The organism is Dolichospermum sp. UHCC 0352 (assembly GCF_009711925.1).
GTDB lineage: Bacteria > Cyanobacteriota > Cyanobacteriia > Cyanobacteriales > Nostocaceae > Dolichospermum > Dolichospermum lemmermannii.
Genome location: NZ_VIKY01000125.1, coordinates 18,086 through 37,644 on the forward strand (window position 1 = coordinate 18,086; position 19,559 = coordinate 37,644).

Annotated in this window: 11 protein-coding genes and 1 pseudogene; 1 reads left to right on the plus strand and 11 read right to left on the minus strand. The window is 39.1% G+C overall.

The window, feature by feature from the left end; genetic code table 11:
• Window positions 1–40 precede the first annotated feature (40 nt).
• The 9 genes from FJR06_RS08410 to FJR06_RS08450 form a co-directional block, all read right to left on the minus strand.
• A complete protein-coding gene (locus tag FJR06_RS08410) occupies window positions 41–5,527 on the minus strand; it encodes an ATP-binding protein (RefSeq protein ID WP_015080847.1) in 5,487 nt (1,828 codons plus the stop codon).
• Window positions 5,528–5,530: 3 nt separating this feature from the next.
• Window positions 5,531–7,204: a hypothetical protein gene (locus tag FJR06_RS08415; RefSeq protein ID WP_168651229.1), complete on the minus strand. Its 1,674-nt coding sequence runs from the start codon at window positions 7,202–7,204 to the stop codon at window positions 5,531–5,533.
• Window positions 7,204–9,618 (minus strand): serine/threonine-protein kinase, encoded by a 2,415-nt coding sequence (locus FJR06_RS08420; RefSeq protein WP_254434403.1) that lies wholly within the window; start codon window positions 9,616–9,618, stop codon window positions 7,204–7,206. Before FJR06_RS08420 ends, FJR06_RS08415 begins: the two co-directional genes overlap by 1 nt.
• Before the next feature lie 138 nt (window positions 9,619–9,756).
• Window positions 9,757–11,598, minus strand: coding sequence for an NERD domain-containing protein kinase family protein (locus FJR06_RS08425; protein ID WP_254434404.1), 1,842 nt, complete (start codon window positions 11,596–11,598; stop codon window positions 9,757–9,759).
• Window positions 11,598–13,019 carry a type I restriction-modification system subunit S gene (locus FJR06_RS08430; RefSeq protein ID WP_015080844.1) on the minus strand — a complete coding sequence of 474 codons (1,422 nt, stop codon included), beginning with the start codon at window positions 13,017–13,019 and terminating at the stop codon, window positions 11,598–11,600. Before FJR06_RS08430 ends, FJR06_RS08425 begins: the two co-directional genes overlap by 1 nt.
• Window positions 13,016–13,657, minus strand: coding sequence for a hypothetical protein (locus FJR06_RS08435; RefSeq protein WP_015080843.1), 642 nt, complete (start codon window positions 13,655–13,657; stop codon window positions 13,016–13,018). Before FJR06_RS08435 ends, FJR06_RS08430 begins: the two co-directional genes overlap by 4 nt.
• Window positions 13,654–14,922 carry an AAA family ATPase gene (locus FJR06_RS08440; RefSeq protein ID WP_015080842.1) on the minus strand — a complete coding sequence of 423 codons (1,269 nt, stop codon included), beginning with the start codon at window positions 14,920–14,922 and terminating at the stop codon, window positions 13,654–13,656. Before FJR06_RS08440 ends, FJR06_RS08435 begins: the two co-directional genes overlap by 4 nt.
• Entirely contained in the window at window positions 14,919–16,949 is a 2,031-nt protein-coding gene (locus FJR06_RS08445) for an N-6 DNA methylase (protein ID WP_015080841.1), read from the minus strand. Before FJR06_RS08445 ends, FJR06_RS08440 begins: the two co-directional genes overlap by 4 nt.
• A 61-nt stretch (window positions 16,950–17,010) precedes the next feature.
• The gene (locus tag FJR06_RS08450) at window positions 17,011–17,391 is read right to left on the minus strand and encodes a helix-turn-helix domain-containing protein (RefSeq protein WP_015080840.1); all 381 of its coding nucleotides are present in this window, start codon (window positions 17,389–17,391) and stop codon (window positions 17,011–17,013) included.
• A 543-nt stretch (window positions 17,392–17,934) separates the two neighbouring features.
• On the opposite strand from FJR06_RS08450, the gene FJR06_RS08455 reads away from it, so the two are divergent.
• A complete protein-coding gene (locus FJR06_RS08455; protein WP_041458083.1) occupies window positions 17,935–18,255 on the plus strand; it encodes a hypothetical protein in 321 nt (106 codons plus the stop codon).
• A gap of 84 nt (window positions 18,256–18,339) precedes the next feature.
• On the opposite strand, the gene FJR06_RS24290 is transcribed toward FJR06_RS08455, so the two are convergent.
• Together FJR06_RS24290 and FJR06_RS24895 are read right to left on the minus strand one after the other, a co-directional pair.
• Window positions 18,340–19,005 carry a WD40 repeat domain-containing protein gene (locus FJR06_RS24290; protein ID WP_254434405.1) on the minus strand — a complete coding sequence of 222 codons (666 nt, stop codon included), beginning with the start codon at window positions 19,003–19,005 and terminating at the stop codon, window positions 18,340–18,342.
• A 48-nt stretch (window positions 19,006–19,053) separates the two neighbouring features.
• Window positions 19,054–19,539, minus strand: a pseudogene (locus FJR06_RS24895) (WD40 repeat domain-containing protein); the annotation flags it as partial.
• Window positions 19,540–19,559 lie beyond the last annotated feature (20 nt).

The window sequence follows — 19,559 nt, forward strand, 5'->3', positions numbered from 1 at the left end:
GAGAGAAACTTAGCTATATAGAAAGTCTATTGGCTGTTAACTAGATATGAACTGCGGTTTTTGTGCTGCCACCATGTTGGGTTACTCTAGGACGACACCGAATTTTAATCGCTCCTTTGGCAAAGGCATCATCACTAGCTTTACTCGACCAAATATAAGCTTCCCCAGCACCAAGATGACTCATATTTTTTGAAGTTAGAGAATTAAGTGCGACATTAGCTTTTTGAATATGCTTTAGCCAAGCTGGTGAGTTGAATCTGTGCATTACTATATGTGAGGATAACTCAATTAGAGATATAGGAACTGATGGTGGGTCTTGTGAGGCAACCATTATGCTAGTACCCTTGTGTCTCATTTCTCGAACTACCTCTATTAATCCATCTACAAGGTCTGGACTTTCTATATATTTATGAGCCTCATCAAAAACAACAAGTTTATTAAATTGCTGTCCGTTATTAGTTGCTTCTGAAATAATTTGCAACAACACAACGAAGAGTCCCAACGCTTCGTCTTTTTCAATAAAATCATCTCGTAAATCCACGATTATTAAGCGACCGGGAAGAATAGTATCAGTCAGCCGACGGCTATCATCAATATATTCAGCTGCAAATTCTAATCTAGTTCTTGCTAAATCTTTTAAATGATCTGATAGAGAAGAGTTTTCTACGCCTTGGAGAATTTCTTGAAAAGTTATTTGGTCGCGTAGTCTTCTCATAATTTGGTTGATTTGACGCAAATACATACTTTGGCTACCAACAGCACCCATCAAAAATTTCCAGTGTGTAGCTTTTAGTTCTGATGCAGCAAAGGTAAGAGGAAGAACTTCTATATTTGGGTACTCAGCTTTTCTTTCTTCAAGTTTTGCAGAGGGAACAAGAATTACGACATCGTTAAGCGCGGCTGGTTCTGCCCCAAATCTTTCCCTTAACAGAGCTACCTGAGCAGACTCGGAGTTGGGAGAAACCATTGAGGTAAACTCTGGTTTGTAATCTTGGGTTTGACTGTAATGGAAAATTACAGTTGCTAAAGGACTTGGTAAAATATTGATATTTGAAATGGGCATACAAGCCATTTCAACAATGCTCCCTAATGTGTAACTTTTTCCTGCTCCCTGAACTCCAAAAAGGCTGATGGTATGAGTTTGATTCAAGTCTAAGGCAACCTTACGCCCAGACGTTTCTCCTAAAATTCCATACTGGGGTGTTGGAGATTGAACACCAAGCATTATGTCATAATTCAGTTCAGTTTGAGGTGTATCATCAGTCTCTATCTCTGGTGGTAAAGATAAGACAATATTTTCTGATGATTTAATAACCTCAACAGGTTTAAAGATATCTTGATGTTCTTTTTGTGTTTCAGGTTCTACTTTGTAAGCTTCGATTTCTCTATCCAAATTTGAGGATACTTCAAGAGAATTTTCTGTTGATTTAACTAATAAAGTGGATATTTCAGGCTGTTCTTGTTTTGGGGAAATATTTTGTTCTTTATCCTTTGTAAAATCATCACAAGTTGTAGAGCGTTCCCTTGATGGGACAAGAAAAGCGGCTGAAACCAGACGGGGTATTGAGTCTGTAACGTCCCTTTGTTTTAACTCTTGTTGAATTTCTTCTTGCTCAGAGTGTTGAGTGATTTGTGTGAGGGCTGGTTCTGCTAAAGCAACCAATTCTTCAATTAAATCAATACCGATGCGATGAAATTCAATTCCTCGGTCATACTCTGGTGGTTCAGTTCCCGGTTTTTGAAAATCAAAAATTAGCGCACTTTGAGTAAATTGTAACGTATAACCATCTTCTAAAGTTGTTAGTAGACTTCTAGCTTCATTGGCAGCATCTTTATCGATTACTCCATATCGTAAAGATCGATCTAAGTAAAATTCCAATATAGTTGCAAACTCACGAATTTTTAGTAGAAAATCTGGTCTTTCTTGTAGTTCAAAGTGTAGACATAAAACATTTTTAGATTGATTAATTTGTTCTGAAATTTCATCTTTCAATCGATTGAAATCACTAACACTTCCTACTTGTGCATAGCATTTTACCTCAACCAAATTACAAACTATAGTTCGAGTTGTGATATTTAGATCGAAAAGTGCTAAATCTGTCCTTTGAAGGGTAACTGAGTTACCCAAAGCTTCTGCTTGCTGCTTTGCTTTTTGAAATAGTTCTATATGGGCATCAAGCGGTAGTATAATTTGGTTTGATAATGCTCCTTGATACTGCAAAAATAGACGAGCTAAAGCTAACCCAAGTGCCTCTGTTTGCTGGTTAGCAGATGAAATTAGTTTTAATGCTAATCGTCCAGAAAGCGATCGCATCTGCTCAAGGATAAGCTGCGTATTTCTTTCTTTTGCTTTTAATCCGTGTCGCTCTAGTACCTGGGACAATACTGATTCCAGTTCTGATAAAGAGCGCGAGGTAATGACCAATCGATGTCCAACACTAGCAGTAGAATCAGGAACATAGTCAACCAAGTAAGGCGGGCGATCGCTCTGACCACCATGATCAAAAAATTCAATGCCGATATTACGATCAATGGTGAAGACCCAATCACAGACATTATGAATATGGTGCAATAATTCCCGTTGTTCTGCATTTAGACCCAACGTTACCACCGGACGATTTTCAAAAGCTGGTATCCCTGTAGCAACAGTAGCAGTTGCGCCGGATATTATTTTCGGTAACTCAGCCAGTAAATCAATCAAGCTTTCCGCACCAGGAAGAGTAAGTGCCTTTCCATGACACGGTTGTCGCCGCCAAAAAGTACCGCTTTCATCATCTTGGAATTCGATAACAAAGTCTTGAATTAAACCATGTAATGATGCAATTTCTTTTGGTTGAAAGGGTGGCGCTGAACCAATTTCTTTTGCAGGAAATAAATCTACCAGTATGCTGATGTGGGCTTGGTATTTATTTTCTGATTCTAGGTTACGAAAATCATTAACGGAATGAACTGCCAAACTTAACTTTGGAAATAAATAATTTCCGCTAGATGTAGAAAAAGCATCAACTACTTCTGAAGTTATGTTGGCAGTTGGTGTAAGGAGTTGTTCTATGGCTTCACCAACTCCTGGTACTTCTGGGTCAGGGACAAATAAGCGAATTTCATACCGTAAATTGCGAAATGCTTCACGCTTTTGCAATAAAATAATGGCATCTGCAAGGATGGTGGCACGACCTGAGTTAAAGGCATTAATAGTGAGTGTGCGGATATAAGGGTTTTGTGCCAAATACCTTTCAATCCGAGAAGCTAAAACTTCAGCATTCACCGCAGCACCAATAGTAGGTTCTGGTAGTCCAAAAGCAGTACAGACTTCACCTAACAAGCCGCGTGTGTTTTCTTCGGTTGATTGGGCATACAGCGACCAAAAGAAATTAATATTATCAACGGTAATGAAAACTCTGCCATCAGTTAGGGGCAAAGTAGGGGGTACATTTAAAGGTACAAACCCCCGCAAAATGCTATCTCGCGTAGAACTCACATATTCTTCTTGCCCATTGTAGGCAGCAGTAATCCAGGACTGTGCAACTTGACTCCATGTAGTTAGCCATAAGGCACGTAACGGATGGGTTGGACCCAGTAATATAGCTTCTCGTGTTTGTCCCCGGAAGTCTATAACTTCTAAGCGCACGGTATCTACCAAAAGTAGTTTTTTCAAATCACTTAGAGACTGCCCATCTGAACCATTGCTTTTTTCTACTTTACGGCACAAGTCAACTAATATTTCTCTGTATGCAGCAGCATACTCATAACAATAGTTTTTTAAATCACTAAAATTAACTGCCTGAGAAATGAAATTCTTGTCCTCTGAAAGAACGGCGGCGAAATAATCAGCACGGGTTGATAAAAAACTTGATGCTAGTCCTGATTTTGGAAAATCAATAATATCTGGTAAGGGAGAACCAACTTGACCCATGCTGACCTGTAATTTCCAACTTACAGGACTTTGTGGAGATGTTAATATTGCCAGTTCCAAATCTTTTAAGCATGGTGCTATAGGAATACGAAATTTGCCATCCCGACCAAATTTAACTTCTAAGGCTTCTTGGAATGTTCTGCGAGTTTTGCTACTTTTCTCAGCCCAAACTACATCTTTAAGAGTAACTGCTTTGGGATCACGACGCTCCGAAATAGCTGCAAACTGAAGCTTCAGTTTAGCGTGTTCTAAACTTGTTTCTTCAAAAAACTTGATTGTTGGTGGTTCTGCATCAATTTCAGTATTTGGAAGTACATAAAATAATTCACTTTCATAAGGTTTTATCTTGCCCAACCTTGAATTTATATCTGGTTCAGTTAAACGTATTGGATCATCATTTTCTGTCCAAGGTAAAACCCTAACAGAATGCCAGCCTTCTTCAAATTCAAATTGATCGAGTTTATCTAAAGTAACACTTTTAGTTGTTTTTTTTGTTGTCCATGCTTTAACTTTTTTAGCACTTCCAACAGTACAACCATCTTGCGTCATAATTTGGACAGTAAAGTGATTTAACCCTTCTATTTGTTGAGGGTGAGGATCTACCTTAAATTCAACTTTAAATTTTTTCTGCTCTTTGGGAACTAATACTTGTTGACCAATTAGGCTTTGTAAATTTTGATTAGTTGCGTTATCTTGAATAAATGTTAGCCCAATATCTAGAACTTCTATCGATACTTTGTCAGGACTAACTTCTTCCTGAAATTTCCATTTATCAAAAGAAATATCCCAATTTTTTGGATTTATTACAACTTGCTTAGTCCAGATACGAGGGTCTTCTAAACCTACTTCTACTAAAAATTCAGTTAATCTATTTTGAAATATTTTGTCTGTTAACTCTAAATCTAAAACTCTACCCCGAATTGATTTATCAAAATTTAAGGTAAGTTTTTGCATCGATTCTAAATTCTTGCGGATTTTAAAAGTGGTAGTTGCAGGTTCATCAAACAAATGAAAATCTGGAACCAAGCCCAATTCATATAATGCAGCACCAAGGGTATCTCCATCTATTCCATTAATTACTGCTGTTTGCAAAAAACGCGCTTGTGTTACTGCATTAGTCCAACGCCATTTTTCTTGGGTTAAATACCTCAAAATTTCTTTAACATAACCTTGTAGGGGTGTCGGAACTTGCTGAATGAGTTTTTGAACCAGTTGTTGATAAACATCAGCCAAAGAAATTTCTTCAAATGATGCAACGTTGAAGGAATCTTCTGCATTTGTTTGCAAATTGGAGGGTAAAAATACCAGTAATGGTGGTCTCAATGAACCATCAGGTAAAGGGTTGCGTAGTTCGATTAACTTGGTAGATGAAATATATAAATCTGTATCGTCAGTATTTTGACCATTACCATTCAAAATAAAACTCTGTGCTTCTGGGATTTCTCGGCGCAAGCTGCGTGTCAGTACAATCATTAGATGTGAGTCTAAATCTGCGACTCGCATACAATGACCTTTGCTGCGTGAAGCAAGAATATCTCTCAGGCGCGGCAATAATAATAATTCTAAGGCTTGAGTTAATTCATCATCCTGAAGTTCCTGAAAACCTTGGCTCATCTGTTACCTCCCTGAGTTATCAGTAGTTATGGTATAACGAGGAGTCACGGTTTGGGTAACATAGGCATCCGAGAGGTCTTGGAAAAATCCAATTTCGCGCAGACGAGTCTTAAAAGCTGTAACATTTTTTCGCAGTGCCTGTTGATCTACAATGCTGGGTTGTCCGAAGCCATCACCAGGGGGTAAGCGGTCAATGTAGAGGCCATAGCGATCGCGTAGCAATGTTAACAGTTCATCAACTCTAATTTCACGGGTCACAAAGCTTGTTCCTTGAGGTTCTAAAACAGCAATTTGTAATAATACTTCAAGTAATCGACTTCCCAGAGCAAACCAGCGAGGGCTACCCTTGGCACGAGATTGGCGTAGCAAACCTAAATCACTATTTTTTAATAAAAAAGCGTCTAAGCATTTGATAATCGCCTCCCGATGGTAACTACCTCGAAGAGCTAATATTATTTCTATGTAAGTATCAAATTCTCCTAAATTCATATTAATAATGCGCTGTACTTCTGGAGGAATAGACGATTCTGCTCCTTGCTGATACCTTTCTATCAGGGGTGTGACTCTTGATTTAAAATAATCCTCTCGCTCTTTATTTTTAGAAGAATGTAAAAGTTGTAAAACTTCTCCAACAGAGAAATGATTTCCAGCAGGTGATAATTTATTTCTTGTTCTTAAATATTCAGCCATTTCATCCAATTTCTTAGTAATGAAATGAGCTTCAATATAACCTGGTATGCGGCGGTAATGACTATCTGCACTATGACGAGCCAACTCAGTCATGTGGGGGTTGGTGGGGTCGCCCATATCAACTACTAGCCCGATACGGTGCGGACAATCACCATGCGGTGAAGATATTCTGGGGTTTACCGGACAGCGATCGCACGTCGGGTCACTTCCACGCCGCTTTACTAACGCTGGTAAAAGTTTCATCAGACGCAGGTGGTAAAGGGCTAAGTGGAAAGACAACAGGGTTTTCAGGTAATCCACCAGAACTGACCGAGGCATATAATTTTCATAGGTCAGCAAACGCAGAATATCATCTGCTAGTAAGTCTGCTTGACCAATACAAAGGGGAGAATATCTTTCCGGTTCTTTGGAACGGTCTTCAGCATCTTTTTTCACTTGCTTATCAAAATGTAGAATTGCCTGAGTTTCTACATCAATTCTTTGGTCTGAAAGCAAAATAAGGTCAGTTTGTTGGTCAAGCCCCGCAAAAATAAAATCCTTCAACGCATCCCTTGCAGCTTGACCCAAACCCTTACGAGCATAATAAATCATCCAATAAATTTGTTCAGAAGATCCTTCATCTTTAGCATATTTGGTATTTCTATATTTGTATGCGTTACCGTGTAAAGGACGAGGTGATACAACAGCTTGATTTGATTTTCCTCGATTAGCTAAATCCAATAAATCAGTTTCTAACCATTTAGAGACAATATCTTTATGCTCTGCAAAACCAATAAATTTGGATTGATTTTTATCATCTATAAATTCTTCTAAAAATTTCTCAACTGTGAATAGAAGGCTCGAATTTCTAACTCTACTTGGATAGCCATCAAATTTTAGTCGAGGAAATAAATTAAGTAAAGTACGGTCAATTTCAATATGTTTGAAGTTAACGTAACTGATTTTGTCTAGTGCAAAATCTTTGTCTTTTTTATTATCGAGTCCCATTAAATTTCCTCCTGGACTTGTTTGAGCGATAAGTTACCAGCTTCATCGCGGCTGATATTATAAAAATCTTGTCCAGTCTCTGTGAGCAAAACTTCTTGATACGGGGCTGAAGCTAAGAGATTTTTGAATACTGCCAAACTCCGGTAAAACCCCTGTTGTTCTTCAACGCTGGGACGATAGCCATCATCAAGTCTTCTGAGCATTTCATATACATCCAAGTTTATACTTAACTTTGCATTATGGCTCATCAAAGAATCATACTGAAGGAATAAGGTTTGTGGTAAAAATTCTATAAAAGCAGTAATTCCTCTAGCTTCATGCGGTTGAAGGCTAAAAGTTTGACTATCAAATACACGGTAACTGCGAATAGTACCGTTATTCACTTGGCGGACTCTTAGGGCTAGTTTATTCCCAAGGCGAGATGGGTTTCTCAAACCTTCACCCCTGTTGATAGCGCGTAGAAGTAGTTGCACTTCCTTAGTTAAGTCTTCCTGTTTTGTTACTAACTTTAAAAAATATTCAAAATGACGGTAGGGTAGCATTCGTTGCCATCCTGAATCACGGCGTTCAAAGTATTGCCGCCGTCGTAGCATAGCAATATATTGTTTGTATACTTTTTGACCATTTTCTTCGATTTTACTTCGATAGTCACGAGGTAGTTCATCGAACGCCCTTTGTAATAAATGATCATCATTGCGGCTGCGGTCTGAGAAGTTAAACCGTCCCATTTCTTTAGCACTGGGTTTCAAAAAGGCAAAACTGCGGTCAAGACTGGGATTGCTGGTTTCTCCAAGATCAATTTCTCGCAGCAGGGAAATGAGGCGATCGCCTGAACCCTCTATACCTCCTATCCAAGAATTAAAATAAAAGCCATCAAGGATGTTTTGTCGTGCTTCGGGAGTGCTTTGGTGATAAAGTTCGTGAACCTCGTCGCAATCCCTTGTTCCCGCCAGCATGAAGGCTAAAGCTGAACGTAAATCGCGCAAGGTTATGTGTAAGCGTCCCCGCAGGTGGGTGATGGTATATAAGGTTTTGAGCTTTTCAATCACCTTGGGACTTGCTTTCTCATCCATAAAGGTTTGGGCGTTGTGGAAGATATAACATCTTTCTTTCAAGTCGCAACTACCGCAAGCTTTCCAAAAACGGGGTTCAGTCATGCGGCGGATTAATCTATCAAAAATTGAGTTATTTTCTTCACCCAAGTTAGCGACTACTGAGCGAAGATTAAGGTTAATGATGGCAACACCCTCTTGGGGATCTGCACCTTTTATACCATTTTTGACGATTTTAGTGAGTTTGGGAAAGCGGCTTTCATGTTCAGATAAAAAGTCAACTAAGCGACCTTCATTAATTGCAATTAACCGCGTTTCGTTGGTTTGCCAAACTTGTGTATTTGACCCTTGGAAGGGAGCTAAAAATTCTAACAGTACCTCGTTATTAACTTTATCCCCTTCATCTTGGCTACCGTCGTAATTGGTAAAGAAAGTTCGTCCTTCTATTTGGAATTCCGAACCGTTTAGTCCCCGTTGCAATTTAGTGTTTTCTTTCTCAGCTTGCTTTTCTAATTGTTGAATAAAGGCTGTTTTACCATCACCGGCATTACCAGAAATAATCACTAAGTTAAATTTACCCGCTAAAATTGCAGGTTGTAATGCTTGGTCTAAAAGTGTAGGGACATAAGTTAGTTCCCCTATTTTATCCAATCCCCTTGTTCCAGCATTGGTTTGTTGACTCTGGCTGTACAAGGTAAGCAGATGGCTAACAAAGGGATTAAAATTAGGTTTAGAGGTATCTGTTAAGGTCGCTGGGAGGGATTCAGTTGTTAGCTGGGTAGGTTGAGACACCTTTCTAGGGTGTTTAATTGCATCTAACGCTTCAGCAAATTCCTTAGCAACAGAAAATCTATCAACCCTGCGCGGTGCGATCGCTTTCATCGAGAATTGCACTAGTTCTTCACTCAAATCCTTACAAGCAGTAAAACTTCGTGGATCGCGGGGTTGCTTGTCTCGCCTTAGTCTGGGGTCTTGGTCGTCGAAAGGATATTTACCTGTAATGCACTCATAGAGAGTAATTCCCAGTGCATAAATATCGCGGTCAATTTTTTGCGCCTGATCAATTTCGTCTAAATCTAAAGTCAAGTCAAAATCCGGTGGGATATATGCCCTAGTTCCGCCGCCTGTCATGCTTTCATCTCGTTCTGAGACAGCAACGTTAAAATCAATGATGCGGACTCCCTTATCTGTGAGTAACAAGTTAGAAGGCTTAATATCTTGATGATACACACCATTTTCGTGCAGATGTGCCAAACCTGCGGCAGTTTGTCGTGCAATTTTTACTGCATCTTCCAAGGAAAGGGCTTCTTTTCCCAATACCTTAGTCAAATTACGAGGGTGAGATGATAATGCTTTAACCATGAACTCCCGTTCCTCGCTCTTGCTTGGCAAAAACAATCACCCCTAAAAATTCCTTAAAGGTTTCCGACAAGGATTTTTTAAATGTATTGACGGTAGGATAAGGGTTTTAGATTCTAAACTACCTTTTCATCGAAACGCTTATATATGATTATTTTTGCCGTTTTTGCCAAAAATTATCAAGGCTCTTATTTTGGCAATAGTATTGTTTCCTAGAAGGTTTTCTACATCTTCACCATCAATGTAATCAAATAGGATGTATGGTGTATCATCTGGCAATTTACCAGCAATAATAACTTTGACAATATAAGGATGTTCGGGAATATTTAGCAGTGTTTTGTATTCTCGTACTAAACGTTGGTAAATTGATTGCTTGTCACGGGTGATAAGTTTCATTACTAAATCCCTATCACCCATCGAATCAAATACTTTGTAGGCTACACCAAATCCACCTTGACCGAGACGCTTTTGAATAATAAATAGCTCGTCAAGAATATAATCTGCGGGTAAATTCTGCAAGTCTATTTCAGCTAAAGATTTAGGGGTTTCTCCCGTGTTGGGCTGAGGTACAACTGGTGATTTTGGTGTGATGATATTGTTGAATTCCACCAGTGTAACTGCTGCACTTATAAGGCGTTCTTCAGGGTCAAAAGCGCAAAGTTTTTGCAACCATTCATCCATACCTGTTGGGAGGTCTGGTTTATAGGAGGATGGTTTTTTTGGAAAAATAGCATCGCATTCCAAAAAGGCAGTATTCTCAAAAGCCGTTTGTCCTGTTAATAATTCGTAAAACACCAACCCAGCCGAGAATAAATCTGAGGCGATACTGGCTTGGCTGGGGTCGCGGTAACATTCAGGTGCTTGGTAGTTATAGTCAAGCTTATCTACAATATATTCTGCAATCGTACTGCTGCGGTTTTTTGTCACCCTGGCATAGTCGAAACCAGTCAGCCGCGCATTACCATCAGGTGTGACTAAAATAGCATCTGGTGTAAGGTTGCGGTGAATAACTTCGTATTTGTGGGCGTGGTTAAGGGCTGAGAGAATATCTTGGATAATGCCAATCTTTTGGTCAAAAGTAAGTGCTAAATTAGGTTTTCTAATGTGTTGGCTGAGAGGTTCTGCTGCTATATCTTCTATAACTAAAATGAATTTATCTTCCGCTTCGGTGGAGAAAAATTCTGTTATTTTTAAGATGTTTGGATGACCAGGCATCAGCCGTATTGAACGGTAAGCATTACTAATCAGATTACGTTGGCGATCGCGGATGCTATGCTCTTGGTAGGGGTCAACTTCATAAACACGCAGTCGGGCAATTCCGCCGCGTTTACCGAGAAAAATATGCTTGGCGCGGTATTCTGTATATTTATCTGGGGTTCCTCCCAGTTCCTCTTCTATTTGCCATTCACGGTAAATAGGAGGCGCAGATTTGGGACGGGCTTTACCAACAATTGCTTGTTCAATGTCAGCATGAAATGAGCGAATATCCTGCAAACGATGGCTAGGAATATGACCTTTGCCTTTGAAATAAGTTAAGCATTTTTGATTAAGGTAAGTGATATCATCCTCATCTGAACTCCCATGAGCCTCGACATGAGAGTTAGGGGCTGTCATTAAAATTGCAGCATGGACATGAATATCTTTGAGGTTTGTTTTGATAGGATAAGTATCACGAATTAAAGCCTTGATCACCTTAGCATTTTGTCTGCACTTTGCTAATGGTGCGCCAATATGGTCGCGTCCTTGTGGATACCATTTTGAATTATAAATATCAATTAGTCCGGGGATACCTTTGACATCAACTATAAATATGCTGTGAGGGGCAATTATGGCTAGGTCTATTTCATACTTTTCTTTGCCTTGAGGGATTTCAAAGTTATGAATTATTGTGTAGGTATCGGGTAAATTATCACGAAGAAATTTAATTGCTTGACGTTCAGAGTCGTTGACAGGTTGACCAATAGCGATGACTTTTGCAGCCATTAAGCACCTCCCTTATCAATACTACTTTCAACTATTTTTACTGCCTGAGCTTCTATTTGAATAGCCTTAGCTAAATCTTCCCAAGCATTAAAGACTGGTTGCCCAATTGATTGCCGAGTTTTTTCATCTGGCCAAGGAATGATAACTTGTTCTACGTGTTCAGAAACTACTCTGGGAATACTGTAACCATAAGCTTGTCTTTTAAGAAGTCTTTGACCATAATTACTTCTCAAATAAGCATAGATGTAGCCAGCATCGGCCTCATTATGAGGAACTAATCTGAATACATCATCAGCACAGAACATCCCATCAAGATGTGAGTTTACTAAAATTGGCCATCCAAATATTCCATTAAGTTGTCCTGCTGCTTGAAAAACGATCCAACCTTTTTTTAGCAAATAAGTTTCAATATCTTTAGATTTCTTACTAACAAATCTCTCTGGTGATGGACTCATTCGATAAATATCATTTCCACTTACAAACGCTGGTCCATAATTTTCTGATTCTACCCACTGTCTTTTAAAAATATTTGGCTTAAATAGATTTTGATTAACAGAGCTATGAGCAAGAGTTAGAATATCGCATTTAGCTTTTGTAATTGCCTTTTCTGCTTCTAAGGCTAAAGGTGAATGAAAAGCACCATCAAAGCGCATTCTTAGAGAGCTAGAACTAACCCCTGCTACTAGAGGTTTAGATATTTCATGTAAATCTGGTAATCGAGGTAGCTGTATTTTATTTTCTAATATTTTATCTGATTCATACAAAATATTTAATGCTTTTGCTCTCTTAATAGAAGCTTCTTTAATTAATTCATCTACGGTTTCTTCAATATCTGCCCCTAATCTTGGTACTGGTAAATCAGCAATATGATGAGGTTCAATACTTTGAATTATTGAACCATAAGTTCCTGAGATAATAAGAGGAACTCCGAATTTACTACTGAGATAAGCATATAAATAACCTGGCAAAATTTTATCAACGTCGGGAACAACTCTCATAGCGTGTTCAGTACAAGCCATTCCTGCCATATCTGATCGTACATAAACCATTCTGCCAATAGTCCCAGAACGGGTGATGAGAGTCCATCCTTCCTGAATAGCAAAATTTGGATTAGCTGCTACTTGCTTTTTTGACAAAAGAGATAGAGAAGAAAGATCAGCCGCAAGAATATCTGTACTCCCCAGGAAAGGAACACCATAAGCTGGATCATCTACATATTGACGACGCTCACGACCAGCATGAAAAATTCCGTTTAGACCTCCCTTTGTAACTTCATGCAAAGGTTGTTTCTTCGCTGATAGTTTTTCAAGTATTACCTTAGCTTCAAAAGCCCCTGAAAGGTAAGGGTTACAATCCAAACGCCGCCCGTTACTTTCCATCCAAGAAGACATTACTGGAAAGTCTAGCTTAGTAGTTTTCATGCTTGACCCTCATCAAATGGAAACCATTCCTGCATTTTAATGCACAACATTTGAAATGCTGTATCTGTACATCCTTTAACAGAAACTTTGCTAGTTATATTTTTATAAATAGCTGATGAACGAGGAGTTCTGGATAATTTCAAAGCATCTTCAACAGCTTTCTTCGGGTCAGCAGGTTTCAACGCCGAAGCATCCCATAACCCTTTTTCTTCTAACCACTTTCTTAAAGAGATATCTTGTTTAAACCGAAAAGCCTCTTCTACATTGCGATTATCCTGTAATATCCAAATCTCTAGTTCTGGATCTATTACAATCACGGCACAATTTTCTTCATCCCAACCAGTATCAATAAGATTTTCCATAATATTATTAGTAATTTTTTCTACTCCAGGCGACCCATCCCAAGCATTATCTAATACTACAACAGCATAACGATGAGTTTTTTGATAAGGACGAATTAATTGATGGGCGCGGGTATACACACCTGGATCACTCCCCGCTTCAACAATAATATCCTGTTGTGGGTCGAATGCAAACTGCCTAATTCCCAGACTTCTATGGAACTGCACTCTGGTAAAAAAACCTGTAAAAGCAGCTTCCATATTTTTATCAGCAACCAAGAAGATACAATCTCTCATCCCAGTACCCCTGCTGCAAACAGAGAACCAAGGTCAATACTTCCCTGCCAATCTTGTAAACGCGGATGTTTATTTCCGGGAATCGCCTCTGCACCATTTTCCTTACTAGCTCGCATCACAATCATTGATTCTAGTTCAGTATATGCCAATACTACAGGAGAATGTGTAGATACCCAAACTTGAGAATCGTACACCGAACTCAAAGATTGTAATACTACCTCAATTGCTCTAGGGTGAATACCATTTTCCGGTTCTTCCAAGAAAATTAGACTATGGGGTTGAGGTAGGTAGGGCAAAATAGTCAGTGCCAAAATATGCAGAGTCCCGTAAGATAATCCTGAAGAAGTCACAACATGATTACCCCAATAAGTTAATTTGAGGTAAGCGTGATAATCTTCTTCACGTTGAATAGCTTCTATTGCCATAACATTAGGCAAAGCCATTTTAATGTGTTCTACCCAAGACTCAAATAACTCTGGCTGTTCCTGCTGCAAATTCAGCACTAACCAAGGCAAATTATAACCATCTTTACGCAAGGTTTTAGGCTGTCCAGGCGGACAAGCCTTCCGCAGCACTGACCAACTTGGTTCATAACGCATTACGCCTTTTTCTAAAAGATTTCTGAACCAAATAGACGCAGAAAATTTATCAATATCACTGGGTAAATTTGCTAAAGCTAATTCCTGGGGTTCCAGTCGCAAGTTGATTTTAGAGCGGCTTCGATCTTCTTGTTTCAGAATTGTTGGTAAACCAGATTCCCGCTCAATAATTGTGTGCCAGTAACGAGGACGTTTACCTCCTATTCCCCAGCCTTCTTTCGGTTCAGAAACCTTCTGCGGAACAATATATAAAAATTCATCAGTTACATGAAGCTCAATATTATTAAAAATTTGAAACCGAATTTCATATCTAATACTTCGAGGATGCCTATTTTTATCTTTTAGAACCGTGGGTGGTGCATCTTCGAGCAATTTAATAATAATTTCTTCAGGTAAATCAGCTTCTATGGCAAAACCAAAATAATTTCCTCTGCCATAATGCAGTAATTCTTGTAAATTTTGCGCTCTTGGACTGCCACCAATAGAAGGAGATTCTAAAAAAGCTGGGATTAATCCCTGTGATAGAATTTCGCCCAACAATAAAGGAATATCAAGCAGCGTACTTTTACCCGTGCCATTTGCACCAGCTAAAACATGATATTGACCGAGTTTAATATCAAGTCGGTCAAAGCAGCGATATTTAAATGCTTCTATTCGAGAAATCATATACCTGGAGTTGGGTATTGTTGACGGAACTCTCGATATTTTTCGGCAATTACAGGCAAGTCATCATCGAGTATCTTTTCTTTTCGTTTTAAAGGACGTTCAATAATACGTTCCCCAATCCGAATTTTTTCTATTTTCTCTTTGACAACCACAATTTCTTCACCATCAGGAGTCCGTTTATAAAGCGTATTTCCTCGACGGTCAAATCCTACCTTCTCTGCCACTGCCATAAATACAGGATAGTCTGTCTTACCTCCTAAATCCTCAGCCCTAATTTCCTCTTTGGTTTTCTTCTTCAGAAACAGCAAACTTGTGAGAATATTTACATTCGCTTCTACAATAAATGCTTCAACTGGAATATCCACACTAGCTAATACCCAAGAATGACGCAGAATCCACCACCGGATATATTCAGTTCCAGGATTGCCCAAAATGCCATCTGGTAAAACAATCCCCATCCTTCCCCCCGGTTTTAGCCAGTTCAGACAACGCTCAATAAATAGTATCTCTGGTGCAACACTGCCTTTGAGTGTACCAGTTCTGCGAAAACTACCATCCTCCGTCCGTTCCCAATTGTAAGCTAATTCAAACTGCTTGAGTGTATTTTTATCCGTAATTGGAATATCAGAACCAAAAGGCGGATTAGTCAACAACACATCAATTGATTCTAGGGGAATTTCTTTTTTAGCTGGTTCTAACCCATCTAAATGTCCGTTAGGGAAATCCACAGAGTTGATATGATAAAGATGACCCCTGCCATTTCCTGCCATCACCATATTCATCTGGCAAGCTTTAATTAGAAATGGGTCAAAATCCGCACCAAACACTTGTTTCTCGGCAAACTGGCGCAACCGTCCATTGACAGATAGAAACTCCTCTGTAGTCTCTAATCCTACTGGCACATTCGCTTCTTCCCGAAACTTTTTCATCATATACGCCAGCACTGCCACCAAAAATCCCCCAGTTCCACAGGCTGGATCTAAAATTCGCTCATTTTCTTTGGGGTCAAGCATTTCCACAGCCAGTTTGATAATACCCCGTGGCGTGAAGTATTGTCCGCGATCGCCCCGTAAATTAGCGCCGACAATTTCTTGATAAGCCGCACCCTTAGCATCTACATCTGTACGTGTAAAGTCATATTTTGCCAATTCAGAAACCATAAAAGCAAGGGCGCGGTCAGAAAGAGTAATTTCCTCATTTCCCCTGAAAAGATTGCTGTAATTCTTTTTCACCTCTTCAAACAGAGGTATAAGCCGCAAGCGGATTTCTTTACGCCCCTCAGTATCGAACTGCTCCTTCGGCCCTGCCCAAAATCGCCTTTGACCGCGAAGTGATTTCTGCTCATCGTGCATTTTGCAGAAAATCAAGTATAAGAACTGCCAAAATGCCGCATCTTTGGGCATTCCTTCATTACCATGAATAAAATTATGGCAGCGCCGGAAAGCCACACGCAGCATTTCTGGATCAGCCTTGCGGGTACGCGCACTAGAAACTACCTCCTGTGTGTCCAAAGATTCATCCGCAGGTGGCCAATCACCTATCGGCTCAAACCGGTCTTCAAACCGCGTTTTTTGCTTCTCTAAGTAAAAGAACTCTAAACCATTCGTCCACAAACCATACTTACAGAAGTCAATATGCTCCATGATGGTTTCTAGTTCTTCTAAATCCTTCGCTGCTTGGTCGTAATCTCGAATCCTCACTGCATTTCTGCCGACCTTTGGTTCTTGGCGACAAACCACCACTCGACTTAAATTTTGAACTGTATGCTCCTGGTCGTGGTGAAAAATGGCAATATCCAGCTTTTTCCGCTTCCCATTAATAGAAACCGGAAAATCAGCCGCCATATCTTCCACCGAAATTCCATACTCGTGAAACAAAGCCCTTGCAATCCGTTGACGCACTTGTTCTTTTGGCGTGTCCTTGAGACTTTTCTCACCACTAATAAAGTCAAGGATACAACCATCAGAAATAGTGTAATCTTCCGTATTATCTTCTAAATCAGGAATCGGCAACTGTTTTGCTTTCATGTGCTAATAAAAATTCTCCTCGTATTCCTCCTCACTTACTGCGGGGAGAGCTAGGCTTGAGTTACTCAGATACAGTGAGTATTGTATCCGAGGAAGTTTCTCTTAATATATCTCGCTTAATAAAATGCTCAATTTTACCAAGCTGCTCATCAGAAAGTTCCTGAACCATCACCAAACGAACTAATTCTAGTACCTTTGGTCTTTCCTTCAGCAAAGTCACTACATCTGGGTCTGTGGAAGGACAAAGCCGAAATAGTACATCAGGATCAGCCGCTAAACCTTTTGCTAATGCTTTTATAACTTCCGGCTTTGGCGGATGCTCCTTACCCCGCTCAATGCGACTTAAGTAAGCAGGCGAGATACCTACCATAGTAGCTGTTTCCCGAAGTCCCAGATTTTGAGCCTCTCGAAGTTGCCTGATTGTTTCACCAAACTTGCTCATCCCTCCAATCCTTGTTGTCTGTTATGTAACACTAAACATTTTTAGAGTCAGCCGTCAACGGTATTTGATTAAGTAGCAATTAAGAAACTAGCAAAGCGATCGTATATTTCTGGCTATTGCGAAGATAAAAAGAACATCCTCCAAAAATAGCAAAATTCCCAATGTCCAAAAGAACGGATTTAGACAAAAATCAAATCATCACATTACTTCGTTCAGGGGGTGAAATAAGCATCCATTCCGAAACTTACGCTAAGGACTTGATAACCTGTTTTCAAAATCCTTTCCACCTACCAAAAACCTGTAGCAATTGAAGCCTCTGAAATTTAGGGTCTTCAAACCACTGCTGTGTCGTACAAAAAAGCTGTGCCAAATAGCTTAAAGATTATTTGGTACATTGAGAATTGCTAAAAACATTGATTAACAGAATGCTTATCCAGCAACGGTTGCAGCCTTAGTGTAACTTTCTGTACGATTGCTCATTTACCCCCTTCATCGGGTTTATGGCAGAAAAGAGACCGTTCTCGTCTAGAAAAGGAGTTTCCTTTGAACTACCTGACACAATATCTTCTGTCAAAGGCTAAGGCAGAACAATATTACCAGGAATTAACAAAGGTTATTCGTTCTGGTGATTTTCCTGTGGAACAGTTACAGGTTACTCGAAAAATTAAGAAGGGTGAAAAGGCTCTTTTGGTTCTGGGTAATACTGGGGATGTTGTGACGTTTTATCAAGGAATTACGGGGTTGACTAATTCTGAAACCTATTCCAGTGGGTATTATTTGGAGTTGATTGCTAAAAAACGGGATGAGTTACTTTCGGTTGTTGAGCCTCAAGGTGATGTGGGGAAGCAGTTGAGTCTGTTTTGAGTGGGGGATTATACTAATGATGAGAGCGATCGTCTATGGGATTTGGGAGGGCGATTTTTCTCTTTATCATTCAACATGATTTACTTAAAACATCAGTAAGTAAAGCATTAACAAAGTATTAACTTTGCTATCTTCAATCCGACACAACGCGGATACTGCAAACGCAAGCACTACAGGAATAGATTGCTTGATGTAACAAAAAAGATAATCTTGAATCTGATTGACACTATTCCTTAATAATTCTTCTAAGCTTAAGCTCCATAAACAGATTCTTTTCTCATCAGAGTTGGCTACCGCGATCGCACTTTTATCATTCTGTGAACTAAAAATACAAGCAGCACCAATCAAAGAATTATCATTTCCTTGAATAGTTTGTAGCAAATTTCCAGTAGCAATATCCCAGATTTCTATAGTTTGATCCTCATTAACTGAAGCAACTATTTTACCATCATCAATAAAACCAATACTCATTACAGTTGTGTGGGAATTTCTCTTAAGTATTCGTTGAGAGCCATCTTTAATATACCAAAGCGCAATTTGTTGGATAAACTTATTTCCTTCATCTTTTTTTAAACTAGCTGTGGCAATAACCCCACCATCAGGACTAAAACCAACATAAGAAACAGCACCCTGATAATTTATAGGTATTATCCGATTATCATTAAGATATAACAGCTTTACAGTACCATCAGCACCAGCTGTAACAATCTTTCTGTCTTGCCCTTCTTTTTGAGGGCTGAAAGCAACCATATTAACTTGCGTAGAATACTTTACTGAATCTAAATATTTATATTTAGGTTTATCATTCTCAATATCCCACAGTATTACCTGTCCATCAAGATAGCCTATTGCAATCTCTGTTCCTTCTGGATTAAAACTGATACTGTGAATATGACTTTGATATTTTGAAAAGCTGTCAATCTCTATCAGCTTGAAATTATAAATTTTTACCTCATTATTAATAGCAACAGCTATATTTCTCTGTTTTGGATTGAATTTAATATCAAATTTTATGTCAAATTTAAATTGAGATGTTGAGGTTAGATTAAATTTAATTTCCCAAACCCTACCATTATCATCAATTGTTAGAGGTTCACCAGTAACCTTCCAAAGTTTGACAATTACGTTTTGACTATATTTTTCATTTTTGTCATCTTTATCATCTATCTTTATGTCATCTTGACTAGCTGTAGCAATTTTCTCACCATCTGAACTAAAGTCAATCTTTACAATTTTATTAGAATGCAGGGGAAACGCATCTAAATTATCTTGACAAAATACTATATTAGTGCATCAATATGGGA

Bases quoted from the DNA above. Each gene is read 5' to 3' on its own strand.
- FJR06_RS08410 (WP_015080847.1), bottom strand. From the start codon at position 5,527: ATGAGCCAAGGTTTTCAGGAACTTCAGGATGATGAATTAACTCAAGCC.
- FJR06_RS08445 (WP_015080841.1), bottom strand. From the start codon at position 16,949: ATGAAAGCAAAACAGTTGCCGATTCCTGATTTAGAAGATAATACGGAA.
- FJR06_RS08420 (WP_254434403.1), bottom strand. From the start codon at position 9,618: ATGGTTAAAGCATTATCATCTCACCCTCGTAATTTGACTAAGGTATTG.
- FJR06_RS08450 (WP_015080840.1), bottom strand. From the start codon at position 17,391: ATGAGCAAGTTTGGTGAAACAATCAGGCAACTTCGAGAGGCTCAAAAT.
- FJR06_RS08430 (WP_015080844.1), bottom strand. From the start codon at position 13,019: ATGAAAACTACTAAGCTAGACTTTCCAGTAATGTCTTCTTGGATGGAA.
- FJR06_RS08425 (WP_254434404.1), bottom strand. From the start codon at position 11,598: ATGGCTGCAAAAGTCATCGCTATTGGTCAACCTGTCAACGACTCTGAA.
- FJR06_RS08435 (WP_015080843.1), bottom strand. From the start codon at position 13,657: ATGAGAGATTGTATCTTCTTGGTTGCTGATAAAAATATGGAAGCTGCT.
- FJR06_RS08415 (WP_168651229.1), bottom strand. From the start codon at position 7,204: ATGGGACTCGATAATAAAAAAGACAAAGATTTTGCACTAGACAAAATC.
- FJR06_RS08440 (WP_015080842.1), bottom strand. From the start codon at position 14,922: ATGATTTCTCGAATAGAAGCATTTAAATATCGCTGCTTTGACCGACTT.
- FJR06_RS24290 (WP_254434405.1), bottom strand. From the start codon at position 19,005: ATGGTTGCTTTCAGCCCTCAAAAAGAAGGGCAAGACAGAAAGATTGTT.